We start from the raw sequence: 24,029 nt of genomic DNA, 5'->3' as shown, positions 1-24,029 counted from the left end.
CGCCGCCAGTCGCTAGACGAGACCGCCCGCCTCGGCACCGCGCCGAGGCGGGCGGTCTGTTTTGTCCGGGGCCCTCGGGGGATGAGGCCGACGAGCCCGTTTGCTCGGGGAATGCCCTCGCCCGACCTTTCAGCATCCCACCCAGCCCCCCGTCACATGTGGAAGGAGTTCAAGGAGTTCGCCGTCAAGGGCAACGTGGTCGACATGGCCGTCGGCATCATCATCGGCGCGGCGTTCGGCACGATCGTGACCGCGTTCGTCGACGGCATCCTGATGCCCGCGATCGGCCTCCTCGTGGGCGGGGTCGACTTCACCAACATCTTCAGCGTGCTCCGCGAGGGCACGCCGGCCGGGCCCTACGACACGCTCGAGGCGGCGACCGAGGCGGGAGCGGTGGTTCTGCAGTGGGGCGTGTTCGTCAACACGATCATCTCGTTCCTGATCGTGGCGTTCGCCGTGTTCCTGTTCGTCAAGTGGGTGAACAACCTCCGGCGGACGGTCGAGGGCGAAGTCGCGGACGAGCCGGCGCCAGAGCCCGCGCTCACGGCCGACCAGGAGCTGCTGACGGAGATCCGCGACCTGCTGAAGTCCCGGCCGCTGTAAGTCGCTACCGCGTGACCGTCAGGCGCGCCGTCTGCGACTGGCGGCCCGCGTCGAGACGGACGACGTACGTGCCCGCGGCGAGTCCGCTCGCGTCGAACGGGACCGCGTGCTCGCCCGCCGCGCGGACGCCGTCGGCGAGGACGGCCACGCGCCGGCCGCGGACGTCGTAGACCGCGAGCCGGACGTGAGCGGGGGCCCCGAGAGCGAACCGGAGCGTCGTGTGGGTGCGGGTCGGGTTCGGAGCCGGGGGGTGGAGCCGGAGCGCGTCGGGCGCGCCGGCCGGGATCGCCGTGCCTACGCCGGCCTGAATGAGCGGGAGCGGGTCGAAGGCGCCGCCGAGCACGCCCGTCGCCGTCGCGTCGTCGAGGCCGAGCCAGCGCCGCATGACGGTCGCGTAGACCTGCCGGAAGTCGACGTCGTGGCGGAGGTTGCCCGACGCGTCGAGGTCGGCGAGGTCAGGGGCGGCGCCGTAGAATCCGCCCTCGACAGCCGGACCGGCGAGGAACAGCGGGGCCGAGGTGCCGTGGTCGGTGCCGGCCGATCCGTTCTCCTCGACGCGCCGGCCGAACTCGGAGAACGTGACGGCGAGCGTCCGCTGGTCGTCGCCGGAGAGGGCGAGGTCACGGAAGAAGGCGTCGAGCGCCTCGGCGAGCGTGCGGAGGAGCGCGGCATGCTCGCCGGACTGGGCCGCGTGCGTGTCGAAGCCGCCGAGCGAGACGAGGTACATCCGCGCGCCGAGCCGGCCCTTGACCAGCTGGGCGACGGCAGCCAGCTCGGCCGCGAACGTCGTGTCCGGGTAGTCGGTCTGATTGGCGGCGGCCTGCGTGGCGGCGTAGAGCGCGTCGCGGTAGCGGAACGCGTCGTTGGCGATCCGGCGGGCGAAGGCGAGCTCGGCACCGGCCGGGGTGTCGGGAAGGCCGCCGGTCGGGTACGCCTCGCCGCCGTCCGCCAGCCGGAGGAAGGCCTCGATGTCGCGGATGGCCATCCCGTAGCCGAGGCCGTCGTCCTCGAACAGCAGCGGCGCCGACGCCCCGATCTGGACGGCCGGGGGCGCCTCGGGCGGGTCCGTGGCGAAGTCGGGGAACGAGGGCGCGAGCGTCCGGCCGGCCCAGCCCGTCTGCCAGACCTCGTCGGCGGGGGAGCCGGAGAGCCAGACGTCGGTCCCTCGGAAGTGCGAGAGGTCCTGGTCGGGGTAGCCCACGCTCCGGACGATGCCGAGGTGGCCCTCGTCCCAGAACCGGCGGAGCGGGGCGAGCGACGCGTGGAGCCCGTGGTCGCCGTCGAGGTCGAGCACGTCGGCGGCGCGGAGCCGGAGCGTCGGGCGGGCGGCACCGTAGAGGTCGTTCCGGTACGGCACGATGGTGTTGAGCCCGTCGTTGCCGCCCTGGAGCTGGATCAGGACGAGCACCCGGTCGGTCTCGACGCGTCCGAGCGCGGACACCAGTGACGTCGGCGCGAGGGCACGGGCCGGGGCACCCCCGACGGCGACGGCGCTGCCGACCGCCGCGAGCCCGGAGCGGACGAGGAAGTCGCGCCGGGTCCAGGCGGCGTGGTCGTGGTCGTGCGCGGCGCCGTGCTGGAGCGCGATGGCGCGGCCGGTCGGGTGGTGGCACATCGCTAGCTCAGCTGGAACTCAGGAAGACGGAAGAGGTGGGCGACGAGCCCGCGGATCCGGCTCTCGGCGCCCGGCGTGATCGGGCTCCACTCGTAGGGCGGCAGCCCGTTGAGGAGCAGTTCGGTGAGCGCCGCTTTCTCGTCCTGGGGGAGCGGGACGCCGAGGAGCGCGTCGGCAAGGTCCGCCGCGAGCGCGGCGGCGTTCCAGGGCTCAGGCATGGTGAGGGCGAGGGCGCGGTAGTCGACGTTCCACCATTGGACCCACGACGTGTACTCCCAGCGCGTGGCGAGGCGGCCCGTGTCGAGCCAGTCGCGCCCGCCGGGCCAGCCCGCGACCGTCGGCGGCTTGAAGAGGGACTGGCCTTCGAGGTGCATCATCCACCACACCGCCCCGAGGAAGTCGTCGTCCGGCGACGGCCGCGCGCCGACCTCGCGGTAGGCGCCCACGTTGTGCTCGAGGGGGCTCCGGACGCGTGCGCCGAGCGTGGCGGCGTCGAAGAAGTGGGCGCTCCGGAGCAGCTGGCGGACGGCCCCCTCGACCACGAAGTCGTCGGCCAGGATCGTCCCGGCGAGGGCGCTCACGACCTCGGGGTGCGGCACGTCGTAGACGAACTCGCGGTACAGGAGCGCGGCGACGCGGTGGGCGATCTGCGGCGCCCGCTCCTCGAACACGATGCGGACCACGTCGTCGTAGCCCCACGGCCCGGTCTGGCCGAGGATCGTCTTCTCGCCGTCGTCGTGCCAGTCCGGGACGAAGACGGCTTCGAGTGGCGTAGGCGTCTGGCCGTAGAAGTCGACGCCGTAGCCGGTGAGCGCGCGGGAGATCTCGGTGATGTCAGCCTGCGTGTAGTTCGGCGCGCCGTCGGGGCCCGTGATTCCCGTCGTGAACAGCTCCAGGAGCTCCCGTGCGTAGTTCTCGTTGGGCGCCTCGGCGCGGTTGTCGGCCCCGTTGAGGTAGACGAGCATGGCCGGGCTCAGTCCAACTTCGTGGACGAACGCCCGGATGTCACCGAGGGCGTGGCGCTCAAGCGTGCGCCAGTAGCGGGCGAGCCACGGCGCGAGATTGTAGCTCTCGAAGTGGGTGACGAAGTGGTTGTGCCACATGACCGTGAGCCGGTGGCGGAACGCCCGCGCGGCCTCGGCCCCCGGCTCCGGGTCATCGACGCCCATGAGGTCGCGCAGGACGTCATCGCGCCACACGTCGTGCCACTGCCAGTTCTCGTCCCAGAAGGCGTCCTGGATGGGGCTGGGTTCCGACCAGTGCGGCGGAACGCGGTTGTACCACAGGGGCCTGGGCGTCGGGCCGAGCGCGAGGGCCCCGTCGAGGATGGCGTCGACGGTCTCAGTGGGGGAGCCCGACAGCGCCCACTCGACGCTCACGGGCATCGCGGCGACGCCGGTGCGCCGGAGGAGGTGCCGTGCGCGCCGCGCGTCCCACGGCGCGGCGTCGGACGGGGCGTACGGCGAGAGGTCGGCCGCGGCAGGGAGGGGCGACCGGCTCGCGGTCCGTGCCGAGGCCAACGGGGCCGGTCGCGCGGCGGCGTAGTCCCACCGGACGCGGGACCCGTCGGCGAACACGCCGGGGAGGACCTCGAAAAGGGGAGGCGCGCCGGAGCGGCGGCTCGGTCGAAAGAAGGCGCGGCGGTCCATCGGGGTCGGGGCGGTCGGCCAGGGCATCGGCCAGTGTAGCCCCGACGCAAGCGCCGCTGCGATTTGTACCCCCCGTTGCCGCCGAAGAAGCGCTGGGGCTGCTGCGCAACCCCGCCCGCCTCGGCGTCGAGGCGGGCGGACTCGATCCCGCTCTATCCGATCCGATCGAACCCGGCGACGGCGGCGAGGCGCTCCGGCAGGACGACCGTCCCGTCGGCCTGCTGGCCGTTCTCTAGGAGCGCCGACACGATCCGCGGGAGCGCCAGCCCCGACCCGTTGAGGGTGTGGACGAACTGCGGCTTCTCGCCCTCCGCCGGCCGGTAGCGGACGTTCGCGCGCCGCGCCTGATACGCCTCGAAGTTCGAGACCGACGAGACCTCGAGCCAGCGGCCCTGGCCGGCGCTCCAGACCTCGAGGTCGTACGTCTTGGCCTGCGTCACGCCGAGGTCGCCCGAGGCCAGCGTGAGCCGGCGGTAGGGGAGACCGAGGGCCTGAACGGCCCGCTCGGCGTCCTCGCGGAGCTCCTCGAGGTGGTCGTAGCTCTCCTCTGGTCGGACGAAGCGGACGAGCTCGACCTTGTCGAACTGGTGGAGCCGGTTGAGGCCGCGGACGTCCTTCCCGTAGCTCCCGGCCTCGCGGCGGAAGCACGGCGTGTAGCCGCAGAACCGGATCGGGAGGGCGTCGGGTGCGAGGATCTCGTCGCGGAGGTAGTTGGTGAGCGGGACCTCGGCGGTCGGGACGAGGTAGAGGTCGTCGCCGGCGACGTGGTACATCTGGCCCTCCTTGTCGGGGAGTTGGCCCGTCCCGATGCCCGAGTCCTCGTTCACCAGAATCGGTGCCTGGACCTCGGTGTAGCCCGCCTCGGTGGCGAGGTCGAGGAAGAGCGTGACGAGCGCCCGCTGGAGGCGCGCGCCCTTCCCAACGTAGAACGGGAAGCCGGCGCCGGTCACCTTCGCCCCGCGCTCGAAGTCGACGAGGCCGTGCTTCTCGGCCAGCTCCCAGTGGGGGAGCGGCTCGAAGTCGAAAGAAGGCTTCACGCCCCACTCGGCGTCGAGCTGGTTCGCGTCCTCGCCGCCGACCGGCACGCTCTCGTGGATCGGATTGGGGATGGCGAGCATCGCGTCGCGCAGGGTGGAGTCGAGCTCGCGCACCGACTCCTCCAGCTCCTTGACCTGGGCCTTGACACGGTTCGACTCGTCGAGGAGCGGCGCCGCCTCGTCGCGCTTGCCGGCTTTCATGAGCGGGCCGATCTCGCGGCCCAGCTCGCCCTGCCGCTGCTGGAGCCCGTTGAGCTCCGTCACGGCCTCGCGACGCCGCCGGTCCGCGTCGAGCGCGCGGTCGACGGCGGACGGGTCGCCGATCCGCTTGGCCTCCATCGAGGCGCGGACGCGGTCGGGGTCGTCGCGGAGCAGGTCGAGGTCGATCATCGAGAGGGGAGAGGGCGTGACACGGGGCGTGGAGAAGCTAGTCCGGCCGGCGCAGCCTCTGGGGCCGCCCGCCGTCCTTCGCGCGGTTTCCGCCCGTCCCCACGGAAGCGCCGAGGCAGGCGGGGGATCGCGTAGCTTGGAGCGTCCCCCCAGAGTCCGCCGTGCGCGCTGCCCTCGCCTCGTTCGCCGCCCTCCTCGCCCTCGCCGCCTGCCAGCCGGCTCCTGCCGTCGGGGTCGAGTCCGACGTGCCCGGGAGCACATGGTCCCTCGAACGGATCGTCTTGGATGACGGCGAGGTCCGCCGCGGCCAGGGCGAGCAGGTCTCGTTCGGCCCCGAGGGCTCGCTCTCGATCGCGTCGTGCAACCTCTGCTCCGGCCGCTACGCGCTCGACGACAGCGTCCTGACCATCAACGGGCCGCTCGCCTGCACGCGCCGTGCCTGCACGCCCGGCACGGTCGAGCTGGAGCGGCACCTCGACGGCACGTCGACCCTCCGCCGCGACGGCGCCTACCTCATCATCGAGCCGGACAGCCTCGCGGAGCAGATCCTGTTCGTCCCGGCCGAGCCGTAGGGACGAAGGCGGAGGCGGGAGCCTGGAGGTCGGCAGAAAGCGTTTGGGCGTCTCCTCGTGTCATCCTGAGCGGAGCTGCGTAGCGGCGGAGTCGAAGGATCTCTGGCGAGCACCGCGTTCCGTCCGACGCTCCCGGCGCCAGCGTCTCGTCGCCCCAGAGATCTCCGACTCGCTTCGCTCGCTCAGGGCGACACTCTGAGGCGCTGCGCAGGTCTTTCTGACTCGGCGTCGAGGCGGGCAGAGTCAGTGGGCCCGGTTCCGCACGCAGTCCGTCACCAGTCCCTACGCCTCGCTCACCCCCAGCCCGAGGCGGTCGCGGACGGCGCCCAGCGCCACGTCGAGCGGGCGCGGGTGGTAGCCGAGTTCACTCTCGGCCCGGAGGATCAGCAGGCCGGCGTGGAGCGGTCGTGGGGCGCCCGGGTGGAGGTCTTCTGTCGTCGCGGGCGAGATCAGCCCTATGTCGAGGTCGAACGCCTCGGCGACGCGGCGGGCGAAGTCGAGGACCGACAGCTGCTCCCGGCCCGAGACGTGGAACACGCCCGTGCGCTTGAAGCGGACGATCCGGAGGATGCCGTCGGCGAGGTCGTCGTCGTAGGTCGGCGTGCGGAGCTGGTCGGCGGGGACGCGGACGGGCCGGCCGGCGGACAGCTCGCGGACGAGCCACCGGACGAAGTCGAGCCGGGGCTCGGGGCCGGCCGGCGCGCCGAACACCATCGTGGTCCGGGCGACGGCCCAGTCGAGAAGGCGCGAGGCCTTCATCGCGTTCTCGGCCGCCAGCTTCGACCGGCCGTAGGCGTTGATCGGCGCGGGGCGGTCGTCCTCGGCATACGGCCCGCCCTTGCCGTCGAACACGAAGTCCGTCGACGGCAGGACGAGGCGGGCGCCGTGGCGGTGGCAGGCGCTGGCCATCGTGCCGACGGCGTCGACGTTGAGGGCCCAGCAGGCCTCGCGGTCGGCCTCGCAGGGCTCGACTTGGGCCAGGCCGGCGGCGTGGAGCACGACGTCGGGCGCGAAGTCCTGGAACGCGCGGTCCACCGCGTCCCCGTCGAGCACGTCGAGGCGAGCGTAGCCGCCGCGGTCGTGGGCGGCGGCCGGGCCGCGGCCCGTCGCGAGGACGTCGGCGCCGGGCCAGCGGGCGGCGGCGCGCGTCAGCGCCTGCCCGACCAGCCCGTTCGCCCCCGTCACCAGGATGCGGGGCGGCAGCATCCTATTCGCCCCTCCGGGCCCGGACGGCCGCTTCGAGCGCGCCGGTGATGTCGGCGAGCGGGGCGCCGGGCGTGAACACGTGGCTCACGACGCCGCGCTCGCGGAGGTCGGCGGCGTCGTCGGCCGGGATCGTCCCGCCGGCGACGAGGAGCACGTCGCCGAGGCCGGCGTCGTCGAGGAGCGACCGGAGGCGGGGGAGGACGGTCCCGTGCGCGCCCGAGAGGATCGACACGCCGACGACGTCGACGTCCTCCTCCTCGGCGGCGCGGACGACCACCTCGGGCGTCTTGCGGAGGCCCGTGTAGACGACCTCCATGCCGGCGTCGCGGAGGGCGGCCGCGACGACCTTGGCCCCGCGGTCGTGACCGTCGAGGCCGACCTTCGCGATGAGCACGCGGATCGGGCGGGAGAGCGTCTCGGGCATGCCCCAAGCTACAGCTTCAGCCGGAGGCCGAGCCCGGCGCCCAGGTCGAAGTCGGTCTCCTCGACGATCTGGAGGCGCGGGGAGACGAGCCCGTAGATCTCGATCTCGGGCGCGATGTCGGCCTCGAGCCCGACGCCGAGGCTCACGCCGAAGTCGTCGCGCGGGCCGCCGGTGCGGACGAACAGGCCGGGTCCGTAGAACAGCGAGGCGGTGCGGGAGCCCTGGAGACGGCGCTGGCGGAGGAGGTAGTGGCCCTCCGCCGAGACCGACTCGTCGAGGTCCCAGCCGATGGCGAGGATCGCCGAGCCGCTGCCGTCGCCGAACTTGAGCGAGAGGCCGGTCGGGTCGCCGACCTGCCCGCCGATGGCGAACTGGGCCGACGCGGGCGCGGCACACACGAGGACGAGGAGGGCGCAGAAGAGGGGGCGCATGGGGGAGAGGGGTGGTGGGGGAGGCGTCAACGCGCGGCGACGCGTGGGGCTCCCTCAGCCCCTTCCGCCGTCCTCCCGAGGCGGGGCCAGCGCGAGGGCGTCGAGGTGCTGCCTGAGGTCGGCGGCGTCCTCCAGCCGGAGCCGGCCGGCGAGGACGAGGCGGAGTTCGCGGCGGCGGGCCGCGGCCTCGAACCGCTCCCGCTCCGCCTCGGTCTCCGGCTCGAGGGGGGGCACCGGGATCGGCCGGCCGCTCTGGTCGACGGCCACGAACGTGTAGTACGCCCGGTTGCAGTGGCGCCGCTCGCCCGTCGCGTTGTCCTCGGCCCACACCTCGATCCACACCTCCATGGACGTCGTGAACGCCCGCGTGACCGTCGCCTCCAGCACGACGACCTCGCCCAGGCGGACGGCCGCCCGGAAGTCGACCGAGTCGACGCTCGCCGTCACGACGGTCCGGTGCGAGTGTCGCTGCGCGGCGATGGCAGCACAAATGTCCATGAAGTGGAGGAGCCGCCCGCCCATGAGATTGCCCAGCGTGTTCGTGTCGTTGGGGAGCACGAGCTCGTTCATGCGGCAGGTGCTGGCGGAGGGCGGCTTGGGTGTCACGGGATTCGGCGGGGCGGGGGGAACAGGAGGGCGACAAGCTAGGCGCTTGTCGCGCGGAGGTCCGTCGCGGACCGACTCTGGACGGGGCCTCTCCGGTCCGGATCCCGCCCCCATCGCATGTCGACCGACGCGCCGCCTCCCCTCATCGCCCGCTGGGCGGACCGGATCATGTACGAACGGGTCCGTCCGCTCGCGGCGCGGGTGAGCCCGCGGACGCTCGACCGGCTGGCGCGGCTCGCCGCGGTCCCCGCCACCCTGTTCGCGCTCGCGACGTCGCCGGGGCAGACGCAGGCCTACCTCCGCCAACTCGGCCACCCGTCCGGACTCCGGGGTCGTCTTCGGTACGCCTATCGCAAGGCCCTCGCGCGGATCCGCGGCGAGTACGTCTACCTGCGTCCCGACGCGCCCGTCCGCAAAGGGCCGGGCGTCGAGCGGTTCGAGGCGTGCGGCGAGGCGGCCGTGATCGTCGGGTGGAGCGCGTTCGGCGTCGTCGGCGCGTCGAAGCTGGCGGGCGAGCGGGACGACCGCGTGATCCGGCTCCCCTACGGGGGCGAGGGCGGGCCTGAGCCCGAGGACGTCGCCGAGCCGTGGCGTCGGTGGGAGGCCCACCAGGCGTCGGTGCGGCACCGCCTTATCGGGCCGTACCAGATCCTCCCGAGCGAGCGCCCGATCGCCTACCTCCGCGCGCTCCGGAGCGGCAAGAGCCTCATCGTCCTCCAGGACGTGCCGGACCTGTCGGGCGAGGCGCCGAGGCGGACGCTCGCGGGCGTCGAGCGGTCGCTCCCTGTCGGCGCCGTCCGGCTGGCGCGCGCCGCCCGCGTCCCCCTCTACACGCTGTCCGTGTCGTTCCGCGACGGCGAGCTCTGGGCCGACCTCGACGGTCCGCACGATGATGACGAGCAGGCGCTCCTCGACCGGATCGACCGCCAGATCCGCGCCGAGCCCTGGGCATGGACGTTGTGGAGGGAGTTCACCGATGCCCCGGCCGCCGCGACCTCGCCCGCCTCGGCGGGGCCGTCGCCCGTGGCGGGTCGGCTAGAGGCTGCGTAGGTCGTCGGCCCCCTCGGGACCGCGCAGCAGAAGGTGGATCCGGTTGACCGCTGCCGAGGGGCAGAAAACCCGTGCCTCGGCCTGCTTCCCGGCAGCGTCTGCCGCCCGGACGACGTACGCCCCGACGTCGGGCGTGGGAGCGCGGTAGAGGCCCCGCTCGTCAGCGACGCCGCGGTAGCGGAGACGTGGCGTAGACCATGATCTCAGCGGCGGCGCACGGCCCTTGCGCGGACGCGACCGAGGCGGACACGGCGAGGAGTCGAACCGCGAGGCCACGCATCGCGCTCAGGTCTTCTGCGGCTGCTTCTTGGCCGCCGGGAACAGGACGTTGTTGAGGATCAGCCGGTAGCCCGGCGAGTTCCGGTGGAGCGAGAGGTCCGTCGGCGGGTCGCCCACGAAGTGCTGGTAGTCCTCGGGGTCGTGGCCGCCGTAGAACGCGAAGAAGCCCTGCCCGGCCGGGCCGTAGAGGTAGCGGACCGATCCCGTCGTCGGGCTCTTGGCCAGGATCACGACACCTGGCTTGATGGCGTCCTCGCGGAACGCCGTCGTCTGCCCCATAAACCCGCGGACGCTGGCGACGTGGTTCTGCGTGAGCATCGTCGGGACGGGGTCCCAGCGGGCCGAGAACTCGAACAGCGTGAAGTAGTCCGTGAGCGGGTTGCGGAGCGACGGCGGCGGCGGGGCGTCGATGTCGGCGTGCTCGTACTCCATCACGTTGAGCTCCGGGTGGAAGTCCTCGAAGGCCAGCGTGCCGGCGAAGTCGAGCCCGTCGCGGGCGCCCGGCGTCTGCCCGTCGCCGTCGATCTCTGCCGGGACGATGTCGAGGCCGGCGGCCCCGGCGGCGAGCGCGAGGTCGAACGTGTCGGCCCCGGAGCACATGGCGAACAGGAATCCGCCCTCGACGACGTACTCGCGGATGGTCCGGGCGATGTCCAGCTTGAGCGCGCTCACCTTGCTGTAGCCGAAGGCCCGGGCTGAGGCCTCGGCCTCTTGTTGCTGCTGCTGGTACCACGCCTGCCCGTGGTAGGCCGCGTAGAACTTGCCGTACTGGCCCGAGAAGTCCTCGTGGTGGAGGTGGACCCAGTCGAACTCGGAGAGCCGCCCAGCGAGCACGTCCTCGTCGTAGATCTGCTCGTAGGGGACTTCGGCGTAGGTCAACGCGAGGAGGACGGCGTCGTCCCACGGCAGCGTTTGCTGCGGGGCGTACACGGCGATGGTCGGCGCCTTCTCCAGCCGGACGACCGACGTGTTGGCCGCGGGCGACTCCGCGTCGGCGACGGCCTGGGCACCGTTCGTGGGCTCGAACGACACGCCGCGCGCTCGGAGCTCCGTCTCGAGGTCGGCGTCGGACGGGACGACGAACGAGCCGCCGCGGACGTTGAGGAGCCAGTCGACGTCGTACCCTCGGTCGAGCGCCACGTAGACGGCACCGTAGGCCCGGAGGTGGTCGCTCTGAGACTCGTCCATCGGGATCAGGAGGTCCTGCGCGCCGGCGGGCGTCGCCAGCGCGAGCGTGAGCAGGGCGAGGAGGAGTCTCATGAGGAGCCGTGGGGGATGGGAAGAGCGCATCGCGATGTCATCCTGAGTGGAGCCGCGGAGCCGCGGAGTCGAAGGAGGTCCGTACGGCACGGCGTCGCGGGGTTCGACCGAGCGACGTCTCTCGCCGGAGGTCCGTCGACTCGCTACGCTCGCTCAGTGGGACAGGGAGGCGAACATGCCGTCAGGAAGATTGAAGCACGGTCCGGAGGCGGCGAAGCTCCTGCCGGGCCTCAGGCGCCAGCGGGGACCCGGGAAATCCCTCCAGCAAACGGTCGTACCGCTCGGCGGCGGACGCCGGGTCGTCGAGCTCGCCCTCGTACGTCCGTGCCTGGAGGCGGAGCGCGCGGTCGACGAAGTACGACGTCGGGAACCGCTCGATGAGGCCGTCGAGCGCGGCAACGGCCTCGGCCGGCTGGCCCGCATCGAGGAGCACGGAGGCACGGAGGTAGAGCGACTCGTCGGCCAGGGCCGGCTGGGCGCCGAGGGCGGCGTCGAGGGAGTCGAGCGTGGCCAGGGCCGCCTCGGTGAGCCCCCGGCGGTGGCGGAGCGCGGCGCGGCCGTAGATGTGGAGCGGGTCGTTCGTGAGGTCCACATCCGGGCCGGGGAGGACGTCGGGGTCGAGCGCGTCGCCCAGCGTCACGCGGAGGGCGATGGCGTCGTTGGCCGCGTCGGCGGCCGTGTTCTCGTCGAGCGCTTCGGCGCGGGCGAGGGCCGAGTACATGAAGCCCTCGTAGAAGTCGATGAGCGCGAGCTCGTAGCGGGCCTGCTCGGCGAGCGGCCCGATCCGGATCGACTCGTCGACGTCCTGGAACCGCTGGCGGGCGGCGTCGAGGTCACCGCGGCGGAGGGCGACCTCGCCCAGCGTGAGGCGGGCCCGTGAGGCGATCCCCACGTCGCGGCCGTTCGCGGCCTCGCGGAGCCGGGCCTCGGAGGCCTCGTAGTCGCGGTAGACATCGCGGAGCAGGTCGGCGAGCGCGAGCGTGGTTCGGGGGCGCTGGTCGCTCGTCGGGTTCTGCTCGAGGAAGGCGACATAGCCGGCGCGGGCCGAATCGGCAGCGGGCGTCGGGCCGAGGCCGGCGCGTTCGTGGGCGTCGCGGGCCTGGGCGTCCCAGAGGCGGGCGCGCCCGAGGCGGGCCGCCGGCGCGGCCGGGCCGTCGGCGTGGCGCTGGAGGACCTCGTCGAGCGCGGCGGCGGCAGCCTCGGGCGCCCCGGCGGCCCAGGCCCGCTCGGCGAACGCGAGCAGCGACTGGCCCCGCTCTCCTTCCAGCCGGTCGAGCGCGCGGACCGCGTCGAGCGCCCCGTCAAAGTCGCCCCGTTCCAGCGCCAGCCATCCCTGGAGCTCGCGGACGCTACGGTCGAGCGGGTCGAGCGCGGCCGCTCGTTGGAGGGCGGCGGCAAACGTCTCGGGCGCGCCCTGGCCCTCGATGAGCCGCGCGAGCCGGGCCTGGACCGTCCCGAGGAGCGCGGGGTCGCCGGCGAGGGCCTCGAGATAGAGGACAACGGCCCGCTCATAGTCGAGCGAGAGGCCGTAAAGGTGGGCCAGCTCGAGCGGCGAGATGCCCGTGCCGAGGCGCTCGCGGCCCTGGGCGAGCACGGCGGCGGCCTCGTCGAACAGCCGGAGCGCACCGATCTCGTTGGCGACGATCCGGTACGTCTGCGCGTCGTCGGGGGCGAGGTCGGCGGCCTCGGTCCAGGCGCGGCGGGCCTCGTCGGGCCGCTCGGCGCGCCAGAGCGCGGCGCCGCGGCTGGCGAGCAGGGCGACGGTCCGCCCCTCGCGTGCGATCCGCCGATCGACGAGCGCCACGAGGTCGTCGAACCGGCGGGCCGTCTCGTAGGCCTCCTCCAGCTTGATCCACGCCGCGAGGTCCGTCGGGTCCTCAGCGACAATGTCCTCGAGCAGGGCCGTCGCCTCGTCGACCCGGCCGTTGTCGAGGAGCGTCGAGGCGAGCCGGTAGCTCTGGGAGCCCGACTCGCTCTCGACCACGACCTGGCCGCCGCTGCCGATCCGCACGGGTCCGGTGATGCGGAGGACTTCCTGCCCGTCGATCGTGTCGCGTTGGATGCGCGGAACTCCCTGTTCCGACGGCGTCTGCGCGAGCGGGGCGGATCCCACGAGGCAGACCAGCAGGACGGGGAGGAGGCGTGGCACGGGCAGGCGGGGGCAGGCAGGGCCAAGGTAGGCGACGGCAGCCGCTATCTTGGGGGGCTCGCCGTCAACGACCCGGACGCGCCGTTCGTGCGGCGTCGCCTATGCTCCCCGACCTCCGACCGCCCGCGCCACGCGGGGACGCCCCCCGCTCCGTGGCCGTGCTCGGCTCGACGGGCTCGATCGGCGTCCAGACGCTCGAGGTCGCCGCGCTCTTTCCAGACCGGCTTCGGATCACCGCACTCGCGGCTGGGACGCGCTGGCAGGAGCTCGCCGAGCAGGCCCGCCGTGTCCGCCCCGATCACGTCGTGATCGCCGATGAGGCCCACCTCGGCGCCCTCCGCGACGCCCTCGCCGGCACCGGCGTCGAGGTCGCCGCCGGCACCGACGCCGTCCGCGAGCTCGCCGAGGAGGCCGAGGTTGACGTCGTGGTCGCCGCCATCGTTGGGGCCGCGGGGCTCCGGCCGACGCTCGCGGCCGTCGAGGCCGGCAAGACGGTCGCGCTCGCCAACAAGGAGTCGCTCGTCGTGGCCGGCGCGCTCGTCGAGGCCGCCGCGGCGCGGTCCGGCGCCGTGGTCGTCCCGGTCGATTCGGAGCACTCCGCGCTCTTCCAGTGCCTCGTCGGCGAGCCGGCCGGCTCGGTCGAGCGGCTGATCCTCACGGCCTCCGGCGGCCCGTTCCGCCTGCGTCCGGCGGAGACGTTCGACGCGATCTCGCCGGAGGAGGCCGTCGCCCACCCGAACTGGTCGATGGGCGCCAAGATCTCGGTCGACTCGGCGACGATGATGAACAAGGGCCTCGAGGTGATCGAGGCCCGCTGGCTGTTCGGGGTCCACGCCGACCAGATCGAGGTCGTGGTCCACCCCCAATCGGTCGTCCACTCGGTCGTCGAGTTCGTGGACGGGTCGTCCAAGGCGCAGGTCGGGCCGCCCGACATGAGGGTCCCGATCCAGGTGGCCCTCGCCTTCCCCGACCGCTGGGCCGCGCCGCACCCTCGCCTCGACTGGACCCGGACGGGCCCGCTGACGTTTGAACCCGTCGACGCCGACCGATTCCCCTGCCTCGGCCTCGCCTACGACGCGCTCCGTGCGGGGGGCTCTGCCCCGGCCGCGCTCAACGCCGCCAACGAGGTCGCCGTGGCGCGATTCTTGACCGGCGACGTACGTTTTACCGACGTCCCCCGCCTCGTCGAGGTCGGCCTCGCGACGGCCCGGCCCGCGGGCACGCTCGACGGCCTCCTCGCCGTTGACGCTGCCGCCCGCCGCGCCGCCGCCGACGCCCGCGCGCTCACCACCGCCTGACGGACCCTCCGTCACCCCGATCTCATGGAGGCCCTGCTCAACTCGTTCTCGTACTTCCTCTGGGTCGCGCTGGCCCTGGGGGTGCTCGTGTTCGTCCACGAACTCGGCCACTTCCTGGCCGCCCGCCTTTTCGGGATGCGCGTCGACGCGTTCTCGCTCGGCTTCCCGCCGAACCTGTTCTACAAGAAGGTGGGCGACACGGAGTACCGGGTCGGCGCCGTCCCGCTCGGCGGCTACGTCAAGATCGCGGGGATGGTCGACGAGAGCCTCGACGCCGAGGGCCTCGAGAGCGAGCCCCAGCCCGACGAGTTCCGGTCGAAGCCGGTCTGGCAGCGGAGCATCGTGATCTCGGCTGGCGTCATCTTCAACCTCGTGTTCGCGGTGGTCCTGTTCGGGGCGCTCGCGTTCGTGTACGGCCAGTCGTACACCCCAGCCGAGAACGTGCCGGTCGAGGTGACGGACGGGACGATCGCCTCCGAGATGGGCCTGCGGACGGGCGACCGGATCGTCGGCGTCAACGGCGAGCCGATCGAGCGGTTCGAGGCCGTCTTCACGCCGGAGACCCTCTCGGGCGACCCGTTCTCGCTCACGGTCCGCCGTGAGGGGGGCGAGGTGGAACTCACGGGGCCGGACGGCCTCGCCTCGCGGCTGTCCCGCCGGGCGACGGAGATGGAGCGGGCGGGCGCGGAGCCCTCGTTCGAGGCCCTGTTCGGCGCGGGGCCCCGGTTCCCCCCCGTCCTCGCGTCCGTCGCCCCGGGCTCCCCGGCCGACGGCGCGGGCATCCGCAAGGGCGACCGGGTCCTCTCGATCGGCGGCGAGCCGACGCCGTCGTGGAACCGGCTCACGGAGCAGGTCGCGGCGAGCGAGGGCCGGACCGTCGAGATCACGTGGGCCCGCCCCGACTCGCTCGGCCCGGCCGGCGAGGGCGCCACGCTCGTCGAGCAGCGCGGCGCGGCGGCCATCTACCGCGCCGAGGTCGCGCCCCGGGCGGCCGGCGACGGCTACCTGCTCGGGGTCGGCGTCGACCAGACGGCGGTGGGCCAGCGGATCGAGCGGCTCGGCCTCGGCGAGTCGGTGGCGGCGGGCGTCGACCAGACCGTCGGCAACGTGACGGCCACGTTCGCGTTCATCGGCAAGCTGGTCACGGGTCGCGAGAGCGTCCGCGACAACGTCGGCGGGCCGATCATGATCGCCAAGCAGTCCAAGGAGGCCGCCGACCTGGGGCTCCGCGCCTTCTGGCGGTTCGTGGCGTACCTCTCGATCGCACTCGCCGTGTTCAACATCCTCCCGATCCCGGCCCTTGACGGCGGCCACCTGGTGTTCCTCGCCTACGAGGGCATCGTCCGCCGCGAGCCGTCGCTGAAGGTGCGGATGGTGGTCCAGCAGTTGGGTGTCGCGCTGATCCTGGCGCTCATGGTGTTCGTGATCTTCAACGACGCCGTCCGCATCTTCGGATAGCGCGCCGAGGCGGACGATCCCGGGCCTCCCGCCTCGGGCGAACGTTGGCGGGGGCCGGGCGTAGCAGACGCCCGCCACTCCCGGACCCCCATGAGCACCGAGCCCGACACGCCCCTCGACCCGGAGGAGGACCGCGACCCCGAGGTCTCTGACGGCGAGCAGCCTCAGGCCATGCGGCTCTTCAACGAGCCCGACGAGGCCGACGTCCGCCTCGACCCCGACCACCCGGCGTTCGACCGCGTGCAGGAGGGGAAGGACGTTGACGAGGAGTACGAGCGCGAGTACAACCGGCGCTACGTCAAGCAGCACGGCGACCACCACGGCCACCACCCCATCGAGGGGCCGAAGGACACGGGCGAGCGCGCCGCACCGCCGCGGGCGGATCCCGAGGAGTGACGTGCGAAGCGAGCGGCGCGGCCGTTGGGAGCATGGCCTTTGCTCGCCCATGACCCGTCCGCTCCTCGCTCTCGGCCTCGCTCTGTGGGCGTTCCCACTCCACGCTCAGGCGGGTCTCCGCCTCCACGCCGTTGTGTCTTCGACCGCGTCGGGGGACACGACGGGCGTCCACCGTGCTCCGCTGGCGACCGCCGCCGGCGGGGTGGTCCATCTCGGGGCGCCCGTGCTGGAGGTGCCCCTCGACGCGATCCAGACGGTGGGGCTCGAGGAGGACGAAGACGGGACCGCCGTCGTGTCCGTGTGGCTCGATCCGGTCGCGGCGCTTGAGCTCGCACGCACCACCGAGGACGCGAGAGGACAGGCGCTCGCCGTGGTGCATGAGGGGCGAGTGGTCGGGGTCCCCAGGGTGGAAGGCGCCGTGGCGAACGGCCTCATTCTTCTGCCGGGCCTCGCCGCGGCCGAGGCCGCCCGCCTCGCCGCCGACCTCCGGGGCGAGTCCACCGGCCTCGCGTCCCCGCCGATCCAGACAGGGACCGGGGGCGGCCGGACGTCGACCCTGCCCCCCGCGGAGCGCTTGCCGATGGAGCCGGCGGTGCCGTCACCGACCGTCACGCCGCTCTCCGCCGACGGCACCGCACAGGCGGCCGCCCTCGCGTTCGTCCGCGCCGTCGCGGCCCGCCAGTGGGGCGCCGCGGTCGAGGCGCTGCACCCTGACGCGCTCGACGCCCTCCGGCCGGACGCCCTCGGGATCCTCCGCCTCGACGGCCCCACGGTGTGGGTGCGGGACGGGATCCAAGAGGCGTCGTTCACCGCGGCTGACGTGCTCGGGCGTGTCCCGGACGATCTCGAGGGGCTCGCACCGCCGGACCTCGCGTCGCTCCACTTCGCGGGCCTCGACGCGCTCGGCGTGTGGGGGCCGCCGGACTCCGAGCGGACCGTCGTCGGGCGCGTCGACGATGGCGAACTCACGCACGTCGTGCTGCGTGGGGCGGCCCCAGTCGGCGGGATGTCGGTGCTCAGCGTCGTGACCGTCCGCCGCGACGACGCGGGGCGGTGGCGGGTGCTGCTCACCGACGCGCAGGGCTTCTGAGCCCTAGCGGCCTGGCGTGAACGGGTCGGCCGTCCGGAAGCGGCGGGCGAGGACGCGCCCGCGCCACAGGAGGGCGCCGAGGGTGAGGGGGACGGTGGCCGCCGACACGGCGGCGGGGATCCAGAAACGGGGGGACATGCGACCAATCGTGTGAGGACCGCAAGGTGAGGGATCCAAGAGAATTCCGCCAGTGCAATTCGGCGGTTCCGGCGATGCCCGAAGCGCTACCGGGATGTCCCCCGAGCCTTCACTCCGGGGGGCCAACCCCGGCGCCTCCCGACCGTACGCACCGGACACCCCCGATGCGACCATGGCCCTCGACCTCCCCCCGGGCACCCGCCCCCGCGTCGTCGTCGTCGGCGCCGGGCACGGCGGGCTCGAATGCGTCCTCGCCCTCAAGACGGCGGCCGTCGACGTGCTCCTCGTGGATCGGAACAACTACCACAAGTTCCAGCCGCTGCTGTACCAGGTCGCGACGGCCGGCCTCGACACGTCGGACATCACGCAGCCGATCCGGCACATCGTCCGCGACCAGCGGAACGCCGACGTCCGCCTCGGGCTCGTGACGGGCGCGGACCTCGAGGCCCGGACGCTCCACCTCGACACCGGCGAGGCCGTCCCCTACGACGTGCTCGTCCTCGCGCCCGGCGCGTCGACGGCGTTCTACGGCGTCGAGGGCGCGTTCGAGCACGCCTTCCCGATTAAGAACGTGCCGGACGCGATCGCCCTCCGGGGTCACGTGCTTAGCCAGTTCGAGGCCGTCGCCCGCGACCCGGGGCGGATCGACGAGGGCGCGTTGACGACGGTCGTGGTCGGGGGCGGGCCGACGGGCGTCGAGATGGCCGGCGCGCTCCGCGAGCTCTTCCACGTGCTCGCCGAGGACTTCCCGACGGTCGACGTGGAGCGGGCGCGCGTCGTGCTGGTCGACGGCCTCCGCCAGCCGCTCGCCGGGTACGACGCCGACCTCCGCCAGTACACGCGCGAGGCGCTCGAGAAGAAGGGCGCCGAGTTGCGATTCGGCGAGAACGTGGCCCGCGTCGACGCCGACGGCGTGGAACTGACCGACGGGAGCCGGATCGATGCCGCGACGGTCGTCTGGGCCGCCGGCGTCCAGGCCAACCCGCTGGCGGACGCGCTTGGGTTGGAGCAGACGAAGGGCGGGCGCGTCGTGGTCGACGCCACGCTTCGGGTGCCGGGTCAGGACCGCGTGTTCGTCGTCGGCGACGCGTCCGGTGCGAGCGACCCCGACGGCGAGCTCTACCCTCAGGTGGCCCAGGTCGCGATCCAGCAGGGCCGCCACGCCGCCCGGCTGATCGAACGGATGACCTCCGGGCAGACCGCCGACGAGCCCTTCGTGTACCACGACCTCGGGATGATGGCGACGATCGGGCGGAATGCGGCCGTGCTCCAGACGCCGGGCGGGCTCAAACTGACCGGCTTCCTCGCGTGGATGGGCTGGCTGCTCGTCCACCTCGTCAAGCTCGTCGGCTTCCGGAACCGGATCTCGGTCTTCGTCAACTGGCTCTACAACTACGTGACGTACGACCGCGGCCCGCGGATCATCCTGACGACCGACCGCGGCGAGCGTGTCCGCCAGCCGCTCCTCGCGACGGCGCCGACCGAGCACGGCCGCGGCGGTGGGTCCCACGACCCCCGCCTCGACGACACGCCGGGCCCGGCCGACGACGCCTCCGATTGTGCCGAGGAGCCTACCGAGGCGGAGAGGCCGGAGCCCGCGCCGAGTCACCCGTAGCTTGCCCCGCTGCCTGCCCGCCTCCCATGATCCCCGTCCGCGACTCGCCCGACCTCGCCGCCGTCCGCGACGCCCTCGTCGCCGCCGACCGCGTCGTGATCACGACGCACCTCCGGCCCGACGGCGACGCCCTCGGCACTGAGATCGCGATCGGGCGTGCCCTCAGGGCGCTCGGCAAGTCGGTGATGATCCTCAACGCCGACCGCGTCCCGCGCAACCAGGACTGGCTGGCCGAGGAGCAGCCCGACGGGTTCCTCCACGTCTACGAGTCCGGCGACCTCACCCAGGCCGAGGCCGTCGCCCGCGCCGACGCGCTCCTTGTGGTCGACGCCAACGCCCAGCACCGTCTCGGCGACGTGGGGGGGGTGTTCCGGAAGTCCGGGAAGCCCGTCCTCCTGCTCGACCACCACCCCGACCCCGAGACGTGGTTCGACGCGGCCTGCGTGCGGACCGACGCGGCGGCGGCGGCGGAGATCGCCTACGACCTCATCGCGGGCATCGACCCCGAGCTCATCGGCCGGGCCGTGGCGACGGCGCTCTACGTCGGCATCATGACCGACACGGGCTCGTTCCGCTACAGCGCCACGACGCCGCGCACGCACGCCGTCGTCGCCGACATCCTGGACCGCGGCGACCTCCGGCCGGAGCCGATTCACGTCTCGATCTTCGACGGCCGGAGCCGCGAGGGGCTCGCGCTGCTGTCGTCCGCGCTCGGCACGATCACGACGCACTACGACGGCCGACTGGCGACGCTCTTCGTGACGCAGGACATGATCCGGAGCTCCGGCGCCTTCTTCGACGAGACGGAGGGCCTGATCAACTACGGCCTCGCGCTCGACGGCGTCCTCGCGGCGGTCATCTTCCTCGAACTCCCGTCGGGCGTCAAGCTCTCGTTCCGCTCCAAGGGCGACTGCCCGATCAACGGCTGGGCGACCAAGTTTGGCGGCGGAGGCCACCCGAACGCGTCGGGCGCCTTCGTCAAGGACGGTCAACTCGCGCGGACGATGAAGCAGGTCATCGACGCCGCGCCGCGGCACGTGGCCGTCGACCCGCACGTGCTGGCGAACGAGGAGGACGGCGACCGCGAGCTCTCGGACTCCGACCTCGCCCTCCTCGCCCAATTCGGCGGCTCGCGCTAGATGACATCCACGTCGTTTCTCGACTCGGACGTGCGCGGCGTCGAGGTGGTGGTCCTCGCTGACGAGGGGCCGCTGCCGGACGTCCCGGAGGCCGCGTCGGCACTCGCCATCGCGGAGAAGACGAAGGCGCCGGTGATCAGCCCGGCCGCCGGGCGGTCGCCGATCGTCTTCGTCCGCCTCGGGGACGAGCCGGGCCTGGAGCGCTGGCGGTGGGCCGCGGCGTCCGCTGCCGGCCTGGTCGCGTCGCTGGAGGCGGAGGAGGCCACGCTCCGTCTCCCCGAGGAGGCCCCGCCCGAGGTCGCCGCCGCGTTGGTCGAGGGCTTCCGCCTCGGCGCCTACCGCTACCTCGACTACAAATCCGGCGCCGACGCGGCGGAGATCCGGCTCTTCGTTTCCGATCCCGACGCGACCGATTCGCTTCGCGGTGCCATCGAGGCCGCCGACGTCCGGGCCGACGTGACGAACTGGACCCGGGACCTCGTCAACACGCCGCCGGACGCGAAGATGCCGGCTGCTCTCGCCGACCGGATCGCCGAGGCGGCCGAGGCCGCCGGGCTCCGCGTTGAGGTCTGGGACGAGGGCCGGATCGAGGCGGAGGGGATGGGCGGGCTGCTCGGCGTGAACCGGGGCAGCCTCGACCCGCCGCGGTTCGTGACGCTCGAGTGGGCGCCGGAGGGCACCGAGGCGGACGCACCCGTGGTCCTCGTCGGGAAGACCGTCACGTACGACACGGGCGGGCTGTCGCTCAAGCCGACGAAGGACTCGATGGACAAGATGAAGGCCGACATGGCGGGAGGGGCGGCCGTGGCCGGGGCCCTCGTCGGCGCCGCCCGCCTCGGGCTGCCGGTGCGGGTGGTCGGCCTCCTGCCGATGTCGGACAACCGGCCCGGCGGCCGGGCCTTCGCCCCGGGCGACGTGCTCACGATGCACTCGGGAACGACGGTCGAGGTGATGAACACGGACGCCGAGGGGCGCCTGCTCCTCGCCGACGCGCTCAGCCATGCCCGAAGCCTCGGCCCCCGCTGGGTCCTCGACGCCGCGACGCTCACGGGCGCGCAGGGCATCGCCCTCGGCGAGCGCGTCGCGGCCGTCATCGCGCGGCCCGACGAGGAGGCGTTCGCCGGGCGCGTCCGCCGGGCGGGCGAGCGGACGGGCGACCTCTGCTGGCCGCTCCCGCTCTACCCTCATTACGCCGACCAGCTCGAGAGCGACGTCGCCGACCTCTCCAACATCGGGGGCCGGATGGCCGGGACGATCACGGCCGGCGCCTTCCTGGAGCACTTCACGCGCGACGACGACGGGGAGCCGGCCTACCCGTGGGCACACGTCGACCTCGCGCGTCCGGCATTTTTGGATAGCGCGTACGGCTACCGGCCGAAGGGGGCGAGCGGGTTCGGCGTCCGTCTGCTGCTCGACCTGCTGGGGGAGGACGCCGACGGATAAGCCGACCCTGCCCGCCTCGGCGCTGAACCGGAGGTCGCGCAGTCAGGCGGAGGGGGGCGGACCACGGAGGCGGGGTGGAGGTACAACCCGCCCACCCGATTGGCGCCCCATGCGACTCCTCCTGCTGCTCCTGCTGACGCTCCCGCTCGCCGCGTGCGCGACCGACGAGGACGCCGCCGGGACCTCCAACCCCGAGGTCACGACGCCCGCCGAGGTCCCGCCGTCCCTCGGCCAAGACGCCCCGGCCGACACCCTGTCCGAGGCCGAATGAGCCGCCCGCGCCTCGCCGTCTCCATCGGCGACCCGAACGGGATCGGGCCCGAGGTCGTGCTGAAGGCCGCCGACGCGGCCGAGGCCGACCTCCTCGCCGTCGGCAGCGCCGAGGCGCTCCGCCAGCACGCCGAGCGCCTCGGCCTCGGGCCGGTCGTCGAGGTGGCCGGCGCGGCGGAGCGGGCAGGGGAGGGGCTCGCGGTCCTCGACCCGGACCCGGGGACGGAGACACACATCGACTGGGGACAGACGACCGCCACCGGCGGGCGGCGGGCGATGGAGGCCGTCGCCTGCGCCGTCGACCTCGCGCTGGCGGGCGACGTGGACGGCATCGTCACGGCGCCGATCTCGAAGGAGGCCATCCAGAAGGCCGGCTACACCGTCCCCGGCCACACCGAGTTCTTGCAGCAGCGGTGCGGCGCCCCGACCGTCGTGATGGTCCTCGCGGCCGACCTCGACGCCGGGCCGCTCCGCGTGGCGCTCGTCACGATCCACGTGCCCGTCGCGGCCGTGCCGGATCTGATCTCCGAGGAGCGGATCGGCGACACGTGCCGGACCCTCGCCGCGGCGCTCCGCCGCGACCTCGGCATCGACGCGCCGCGCCTGGCCGTCCTCGGCCTCAACCCGCACGCGGGCGACGGCGGCGTGATCGGGACCGAGGAGATCGACACGATCCGCCCGGCCCTCGACGCGCTCCGGGCCGACGGGCTCGACGTGACCGGCCCGCACCCGGCCGACGCGTTTTTCGGGCGCGGCGCATGGCGACACGCCGACGCCGTCGTCGCGATGTACCACGACCAGGGACTAGCCCCGTTCAAGGCGCTCGCGCAGGGGGCCGGCGTGAACGTCACGCTCGGGCTCCCCATCGTCCGCACGAGCCCGGACCACGGGACGGCGTTCGACGTGGCGGGGCAGGGTGTGGCCGACCCGTCGTCGATACGCGCGGCGATCCGGATGGCCGCCGCCATGGCCGCCCGCCGCGCCCGCTGACTCCGTCCCCTCGGTGCCGAGGTGGAGGGAGCCATCCCGTCGATCGCGCCGACCGAGGATCACGCCGTCTTCGGGTGGCGGCCCCGGACCCGCGGCCCGACCTTTCCGTCGTGCGTGACCTCCCGCCCGTGACCGACCCGTACTCCGCCCTCGCCGCCGGCTACGACGCCGTGATGGCCCACGTCGACTACCCGGTGTGGGCCGCCTACGCCCAAGGCCTCATTCGAAAGCACCGCCCCGGCGCTCGTTCGGTGGTCGAACTCGGCTGTGGGACCGGCACGTTCGCCGTCGCGCTCCAGCCGTTCGGCCCGCCGCCCGGGGGCTACGGGTACCGCGCCTATGACGGCTCCGAGGCGATGGTCGAGGTCGCCCGCGAGACCGCGCGCCGCGCCGGCCGGCCGATCGCGTTCGACGTGCTGCCGTTCGGCGAGCCCGTGCCCGGCGACCCGGCCGACGTCGTTGTGCTCCTGTACGACGGCCTGAACTACCTCCTCGACCTCGGCGCCGTCACCGACCTCCTCCGCACGATCCGCGACGCCCTCGCGCCGGGGGGGATCGCCGTCATCGACCAGTCGACGCCGGTGAACTCGGAGACGCACGCGGCCGGCGGGTTCGACGACGCGGGCGAGACCGACGCGTTCTCGTACCTCCGCACGAGCGAGTACGACCCCGACCGCCGCCTCCACACGACGACGTTCGACCTCACGCTGCCCGACGGGAGGACGGTCGTGGAGCGCCACGTCCAGCGCGCCTACACCCGCGAGGAGGTCGCCGAGGCCATCGAGGCGGCCGGCCTCGTCGCGATCGCGGCCTACGACGGGTTCGAGGGCGAGCCCGCGACCGACGACTCCGAGCGGGTCCACTGGGTCCTGCGTCGGGCGACGCCCCACGGCCGGCCGGCGTAGCTTGGGGACCCCCCCG

23 protein-coding genes are annotated in these 24,029 nt (G+C 73.4%); 13 read left to right on the top strand and 10 right to left on the bottom strand.

The window, feature by feature from the left end; genetic code table 11:
- Positions 1-156 precede the first annotated feature (156 nt).
- Entirely contained in the window at positions 157-603 is a 447-nt protein-coding gene (gene mscL / locus BSZ37_RS15045) for a large-conductance mechanosensitive channel protein MscL (RefSeq protein ID WP_095511342.1), read from the top strand.
- A gap of 4 nt (positions 604-607) precedes the next feature.
- On the opposite strand, the gene BSZ37_RS15040 is transcribed toward mscL, so the two are convergent.
- The 3 genes from BSZ37_RS15040 to serS form a co-directional block, all read right to left on the bottom strand.
- On the bottom strand, positions 608-2,218 hold the full coding sequence (locus BSZ37_RS15040) for a DUF1501 domain-containing protein (RefSeq protein ID WP_095511341.1): 1,611 nt from the start codon (positions 2,216-2,218) through the stop codon (positions 608-610).
- A 2-nt stretch (positions 2,219-2,220) separates the two neighbouring features.
- Positions 2,221-3,867, bottom strand: a complete 1,647-nt coding sequence (locus BSZ37_RS15035) for a DUF1800 domain-containing protein (RefSeq protein ID WP_218830521.1) — start codon at positions 3,865-3,867, stop codon at positions 2,221-2,223.
- A gap of 152 nt (positions 3,868-4,019) precedes the next feature.
- Complete coding sequence (gene serS / locus BSZ37_RS15030; RefSeq protein WP_095511339.1) at positions 4,020-5,294, bottom strand: serine--tRNA ligase; 1,275 nt, start codon at positions 5,292-5,294, stop codon at positions 4,020-4,022.
- Between the two features lie 161 nt (positions 5,295-5,455).
- Here serS and BSZ37_RS15025 point away from each other — a divergent pair, with 161 nt between their 5' ends.
- Positions 5,456-5,866: an META domain-containing protein gene (locus BSZ37_RS15025; RefSeq protein ID WP_095511338.1), complete on the top strand. Its 411-nt coding sequence runs from the start codon at positions 5,456-5,458 to the stop codon at positions 5,864-5,866.
- A 282-nt stretch (positions 5,867-6,148) separates the two neighbouring features.
- Here the strand turns inward: BSZ37_RS15025 and BSZ37_RS15020 are convergent, their stop codons facing one another.
- Genes BSZ37_RS15020 through BSZ37_RS15005 form a run of 4 tightly spaced genes read right to left on the bottom strand, consistent with a single transcriptional unit; the run spans position 6,149 to position 8,497 of the window.
- Positions 6,149-7,072 (bottom strand): SDR family oxidoreductase, encoded by a 924-nt coding sequence (locus BSZ37_RS15020; protein ID WP_095511337.1) that lies wholly within the window; start codon positions 7,070-7,072, stop codon positions 6,149-6,151.
- Position 7,073: 1 nt separating this feature from the next.
- Complete coding sequence (locus BSZ37_RS15015) at positions 7,074-7,496, bottom strand: cobalamin B12-binding domain-containing protein (protein ID WP_095511336.1); 423 nt, start codon at positions 7,494-7,496, stop codon at positions 7,074-7,076.
- 8 nt (positions 7,497-7,504) lie between these two features.
- The gene (locus tag BSZ37_RS15010) at positions 7,505-7,927 is read right to left on the bottom strand and encodes a hypothetical protein (protein ID WP_095511335.1); all 423 of its coding nucleotides are present in this window, start codon (positions 7,925-7,927) and stop codon (positions 7,505-7,507) included.
- Between the two features lie 54 nt (positions 7,928-7,981).
- A complete protein-coding gene (locus BSZ37_RS15005) occupies positions 7,982-8,497 on the bottom strand; it encodes an acyl-CoA thioesterase (protein ID WP_095511334.1) in 516 nt (171 codons plus the stop codon).
- A 153-nt stretch (positions 8,498-8,650) separates the two neighbouring features.
- Here BSZ37_RS15005 and BSZ37_RS15000 point away from each other — a divergent pair, with 153 nt between their 5' ends.
- The gene (locus BSZ37_RS15000) at positions 8,651-9,583 is read left to right on the top strand and encodes a hypothetical protein (protein WP_095511333.1); all 933 of its coding nucleotides are present in this window, start codon (positions 8,651-8,653) and stop codon (positions 9,581-9,583) included.
- Between the two features lie 285 nt (positions 9,584-9,868).
- Here the strand turns inward: BSZ37_RS15000 and BSZ37_RS14995 are convergent, their stop codons facing one another.
- Together BSZ37_RS14995 and BSZ37_RS14990 are read right to left on the bottom strand one after the other, a co-directional pair.
- A complete protein-coding gene (locus tag BSZ37_RS14995; protein ID WP_095511332.1) occupies positions 9,869-11,122 on the bottom strand; it encodes an asparagine synthetase B in 1,254 nt (417 codons plus the stop codon).
- A 181-nt stretch (positions 11,123-11,303) separates the two neighbouring features.
- The gene (locus BSZ37_RS14990) at positions 11,304-13,271 is read right to left on the bottom strand and encodes a tetratricopeptide repeat protein (RefSeq protein ID WP_095511331.1); all 1,968 of its coding nucleotides are present in this window, start codon (positions 13,269-13,271) and stop codon (positions 11,304-11,306) included.
- Between the two features lie 101 nt (positions 13,272-13,372).
- Between BSZ37_RS14990 and BSZ37_RS14985 the strand changes: the two genes are divergently transcribed.
- The 4 genes from BSZ37_RS14985 to BSZ37_RS14970 all read left to right on the top strand — a co-directional run bounded on the left by BSZ37_RS14985 (position 13,373) and on the right by BSZ37_RS14970 (position 17,513).
- Positions 13,373-14,569, top strand: a complete 1,197-nt coding sequence (locus tag BSZ37_RS14985; RefSeq protein WP_095511330.1) for a 1-deoxy-D-xylulose-5-phosphate reductoisomerase — start codon at positions 13,373-13,375, stop codon at positions 14,567-14,569.
- Between the two features lie 24 nt (positions 14,570-14,593).
- Positions 14,594-16,027, top strand: a complete 1,434-nt coding sequence (rseP, locus tag BSZ37_RS14980; RefSeq protein ID WP_095511329.1) for an RIP metalloprotease RseP — start codon at positions 14,594-14,596, stop codon at positions 16,025-16,027.
- Positions 16,028-16,117: 90 nt separating this feature from the next.
- Positions 16,118-16,423 (top strand): hypothetical protein, encoded by a 306-nt coding sequence (locus BSZ37_RS14975; RefSeq protein WP_095511328.1) that lies wholly within the window; start codon positions 16,118-16,120, stop codon positions 16,421-16,423.
- Positions 16,424-16,472: 49 nt separating this feature from the next.
- Positions 16,473-17,513 carry a SecDF P1 head subdomain-containing protein gene (locus BSZ37_RS14970; RefSeq protein WP_095511327.1) on the top strand — a complete coding sequence of 347 codons (1,041 nt, stop codon included), beginning with the start codon at positions 16,473-16,475 and terminating at the stop codon, positions 17,511-17,513.
- A 3-nt stretch (positions 17,514-17,516) separates the two neighbouring features.
- Here BSZ37_RS14970 and BSZ37_RS22690 read toward each other — a convergent pair whose 3' ends face one another.
- Positions 17,517-17,651 (bottom strand): hypothetical protein, encoded by a 135-nt coding sequence (locus BSZ37_RS22690; protein WP_281253037.1) that lies wholly within the window; start codon positions 17,649-17,651, stop codon positions 17,517-17,519.
- A gap of 172 nt (positions 17,652-17,823) precedes the next feature.
- Here BSZ37_RS22690 and BSZ37_RS14965 point away from each other — a divergent pair, with 172 nt between their 5' ends.
- The 6 genes from BSZ37_RS14965 to BSZ37_RS14945 all read left to right on the top strand — a co-directional run bounded on the left by BSZ37_RS14965 (position 17,824) and on the right by BSZ37_RS14945 (position 24,013).
- A complete protein-coding gene (locus tag BSZ37_RS14965) occupies positions 17,824-19,266 on the top strand; it encodes an NAD(P)/FAD-dependent oxidoreductase (protein ID WP_179299668.1) in 1,443 nt (480 codons plus the stop codon).
- Positions 19,267-19,292: 26 nt separating this feature from the next.
- Entirely contained in the window at positions 19,293-20,405 is a 1,113-nt protein-coding gene (locus BSZ37_RS14960) for a DHH family phosphoesterase (protein ID WP_095511325.1), read from the top strand.
- Positions 20,406-21,848, top strand: a complete 1,443-nt coding sequence (locus BSZ37_RS14955) for a leucyl aminopeptidase family protein (RefSeq protein ID WP_095511324.1) — start codon at positions 20,406-20,408, stop codon at positions 21,846-21,848.
- A 109-nt stretch (positions 21,849-21,957) separates the two neighbouring features.
- Entirely contained in the window at positions 21,958-22,119 is a 162-nt protein-coding gene (locus BSZ37_RS22130) for a hypothetical protein (RefSeq protein WP_179299667.1), read from the top strand.
- The gene (pdxA, locus tag BSZ37_RS14950; protein WP_095511323.1) at positions 22,116-23,108 is read left to right on the top strand and encodes a 4-hydroxythreonine-4-phosphate dehydrogenase PdxA; all 993 of its coding nucleotides are present in this window, start codon (positions 22,116-22,118) and stop codon (positions 23,106-23,108) included. Before BSZ37_RS22130 ends, pdxA begins: the two co-directional genes overlap by 4 nt.
- Before the next feature lie 110 nt (positions 23,109-23,218).
- The gene (locus tag BSZ37_RS14945) at positions 23,219-24,013 is read left to right on the top strand and encodes a class I SAM-dependent DNA methyltransferase (protein ID WP_218830520.1); all 795 of its coding nucleotides are present in this window, start codon (positions 23,219-23,221) and stop codon (positions 24,011-24,013) included.
- Positions 24,014-24,029 lie beyond the last annotated feature (16 nt).

Source organism: Rubrivirga marina, assembly GCF_002283365.1.
Classification (GTDB): domain Bacteria; phylum Bacteroidota; class Rhodothermia; order Rhodothermales; family Rubricoccaceae; genus Rubrivirga; species Rubrivirga marina.
This window is presented reverse-complemented; position numbering and strand designations above follow the sequence as displayed.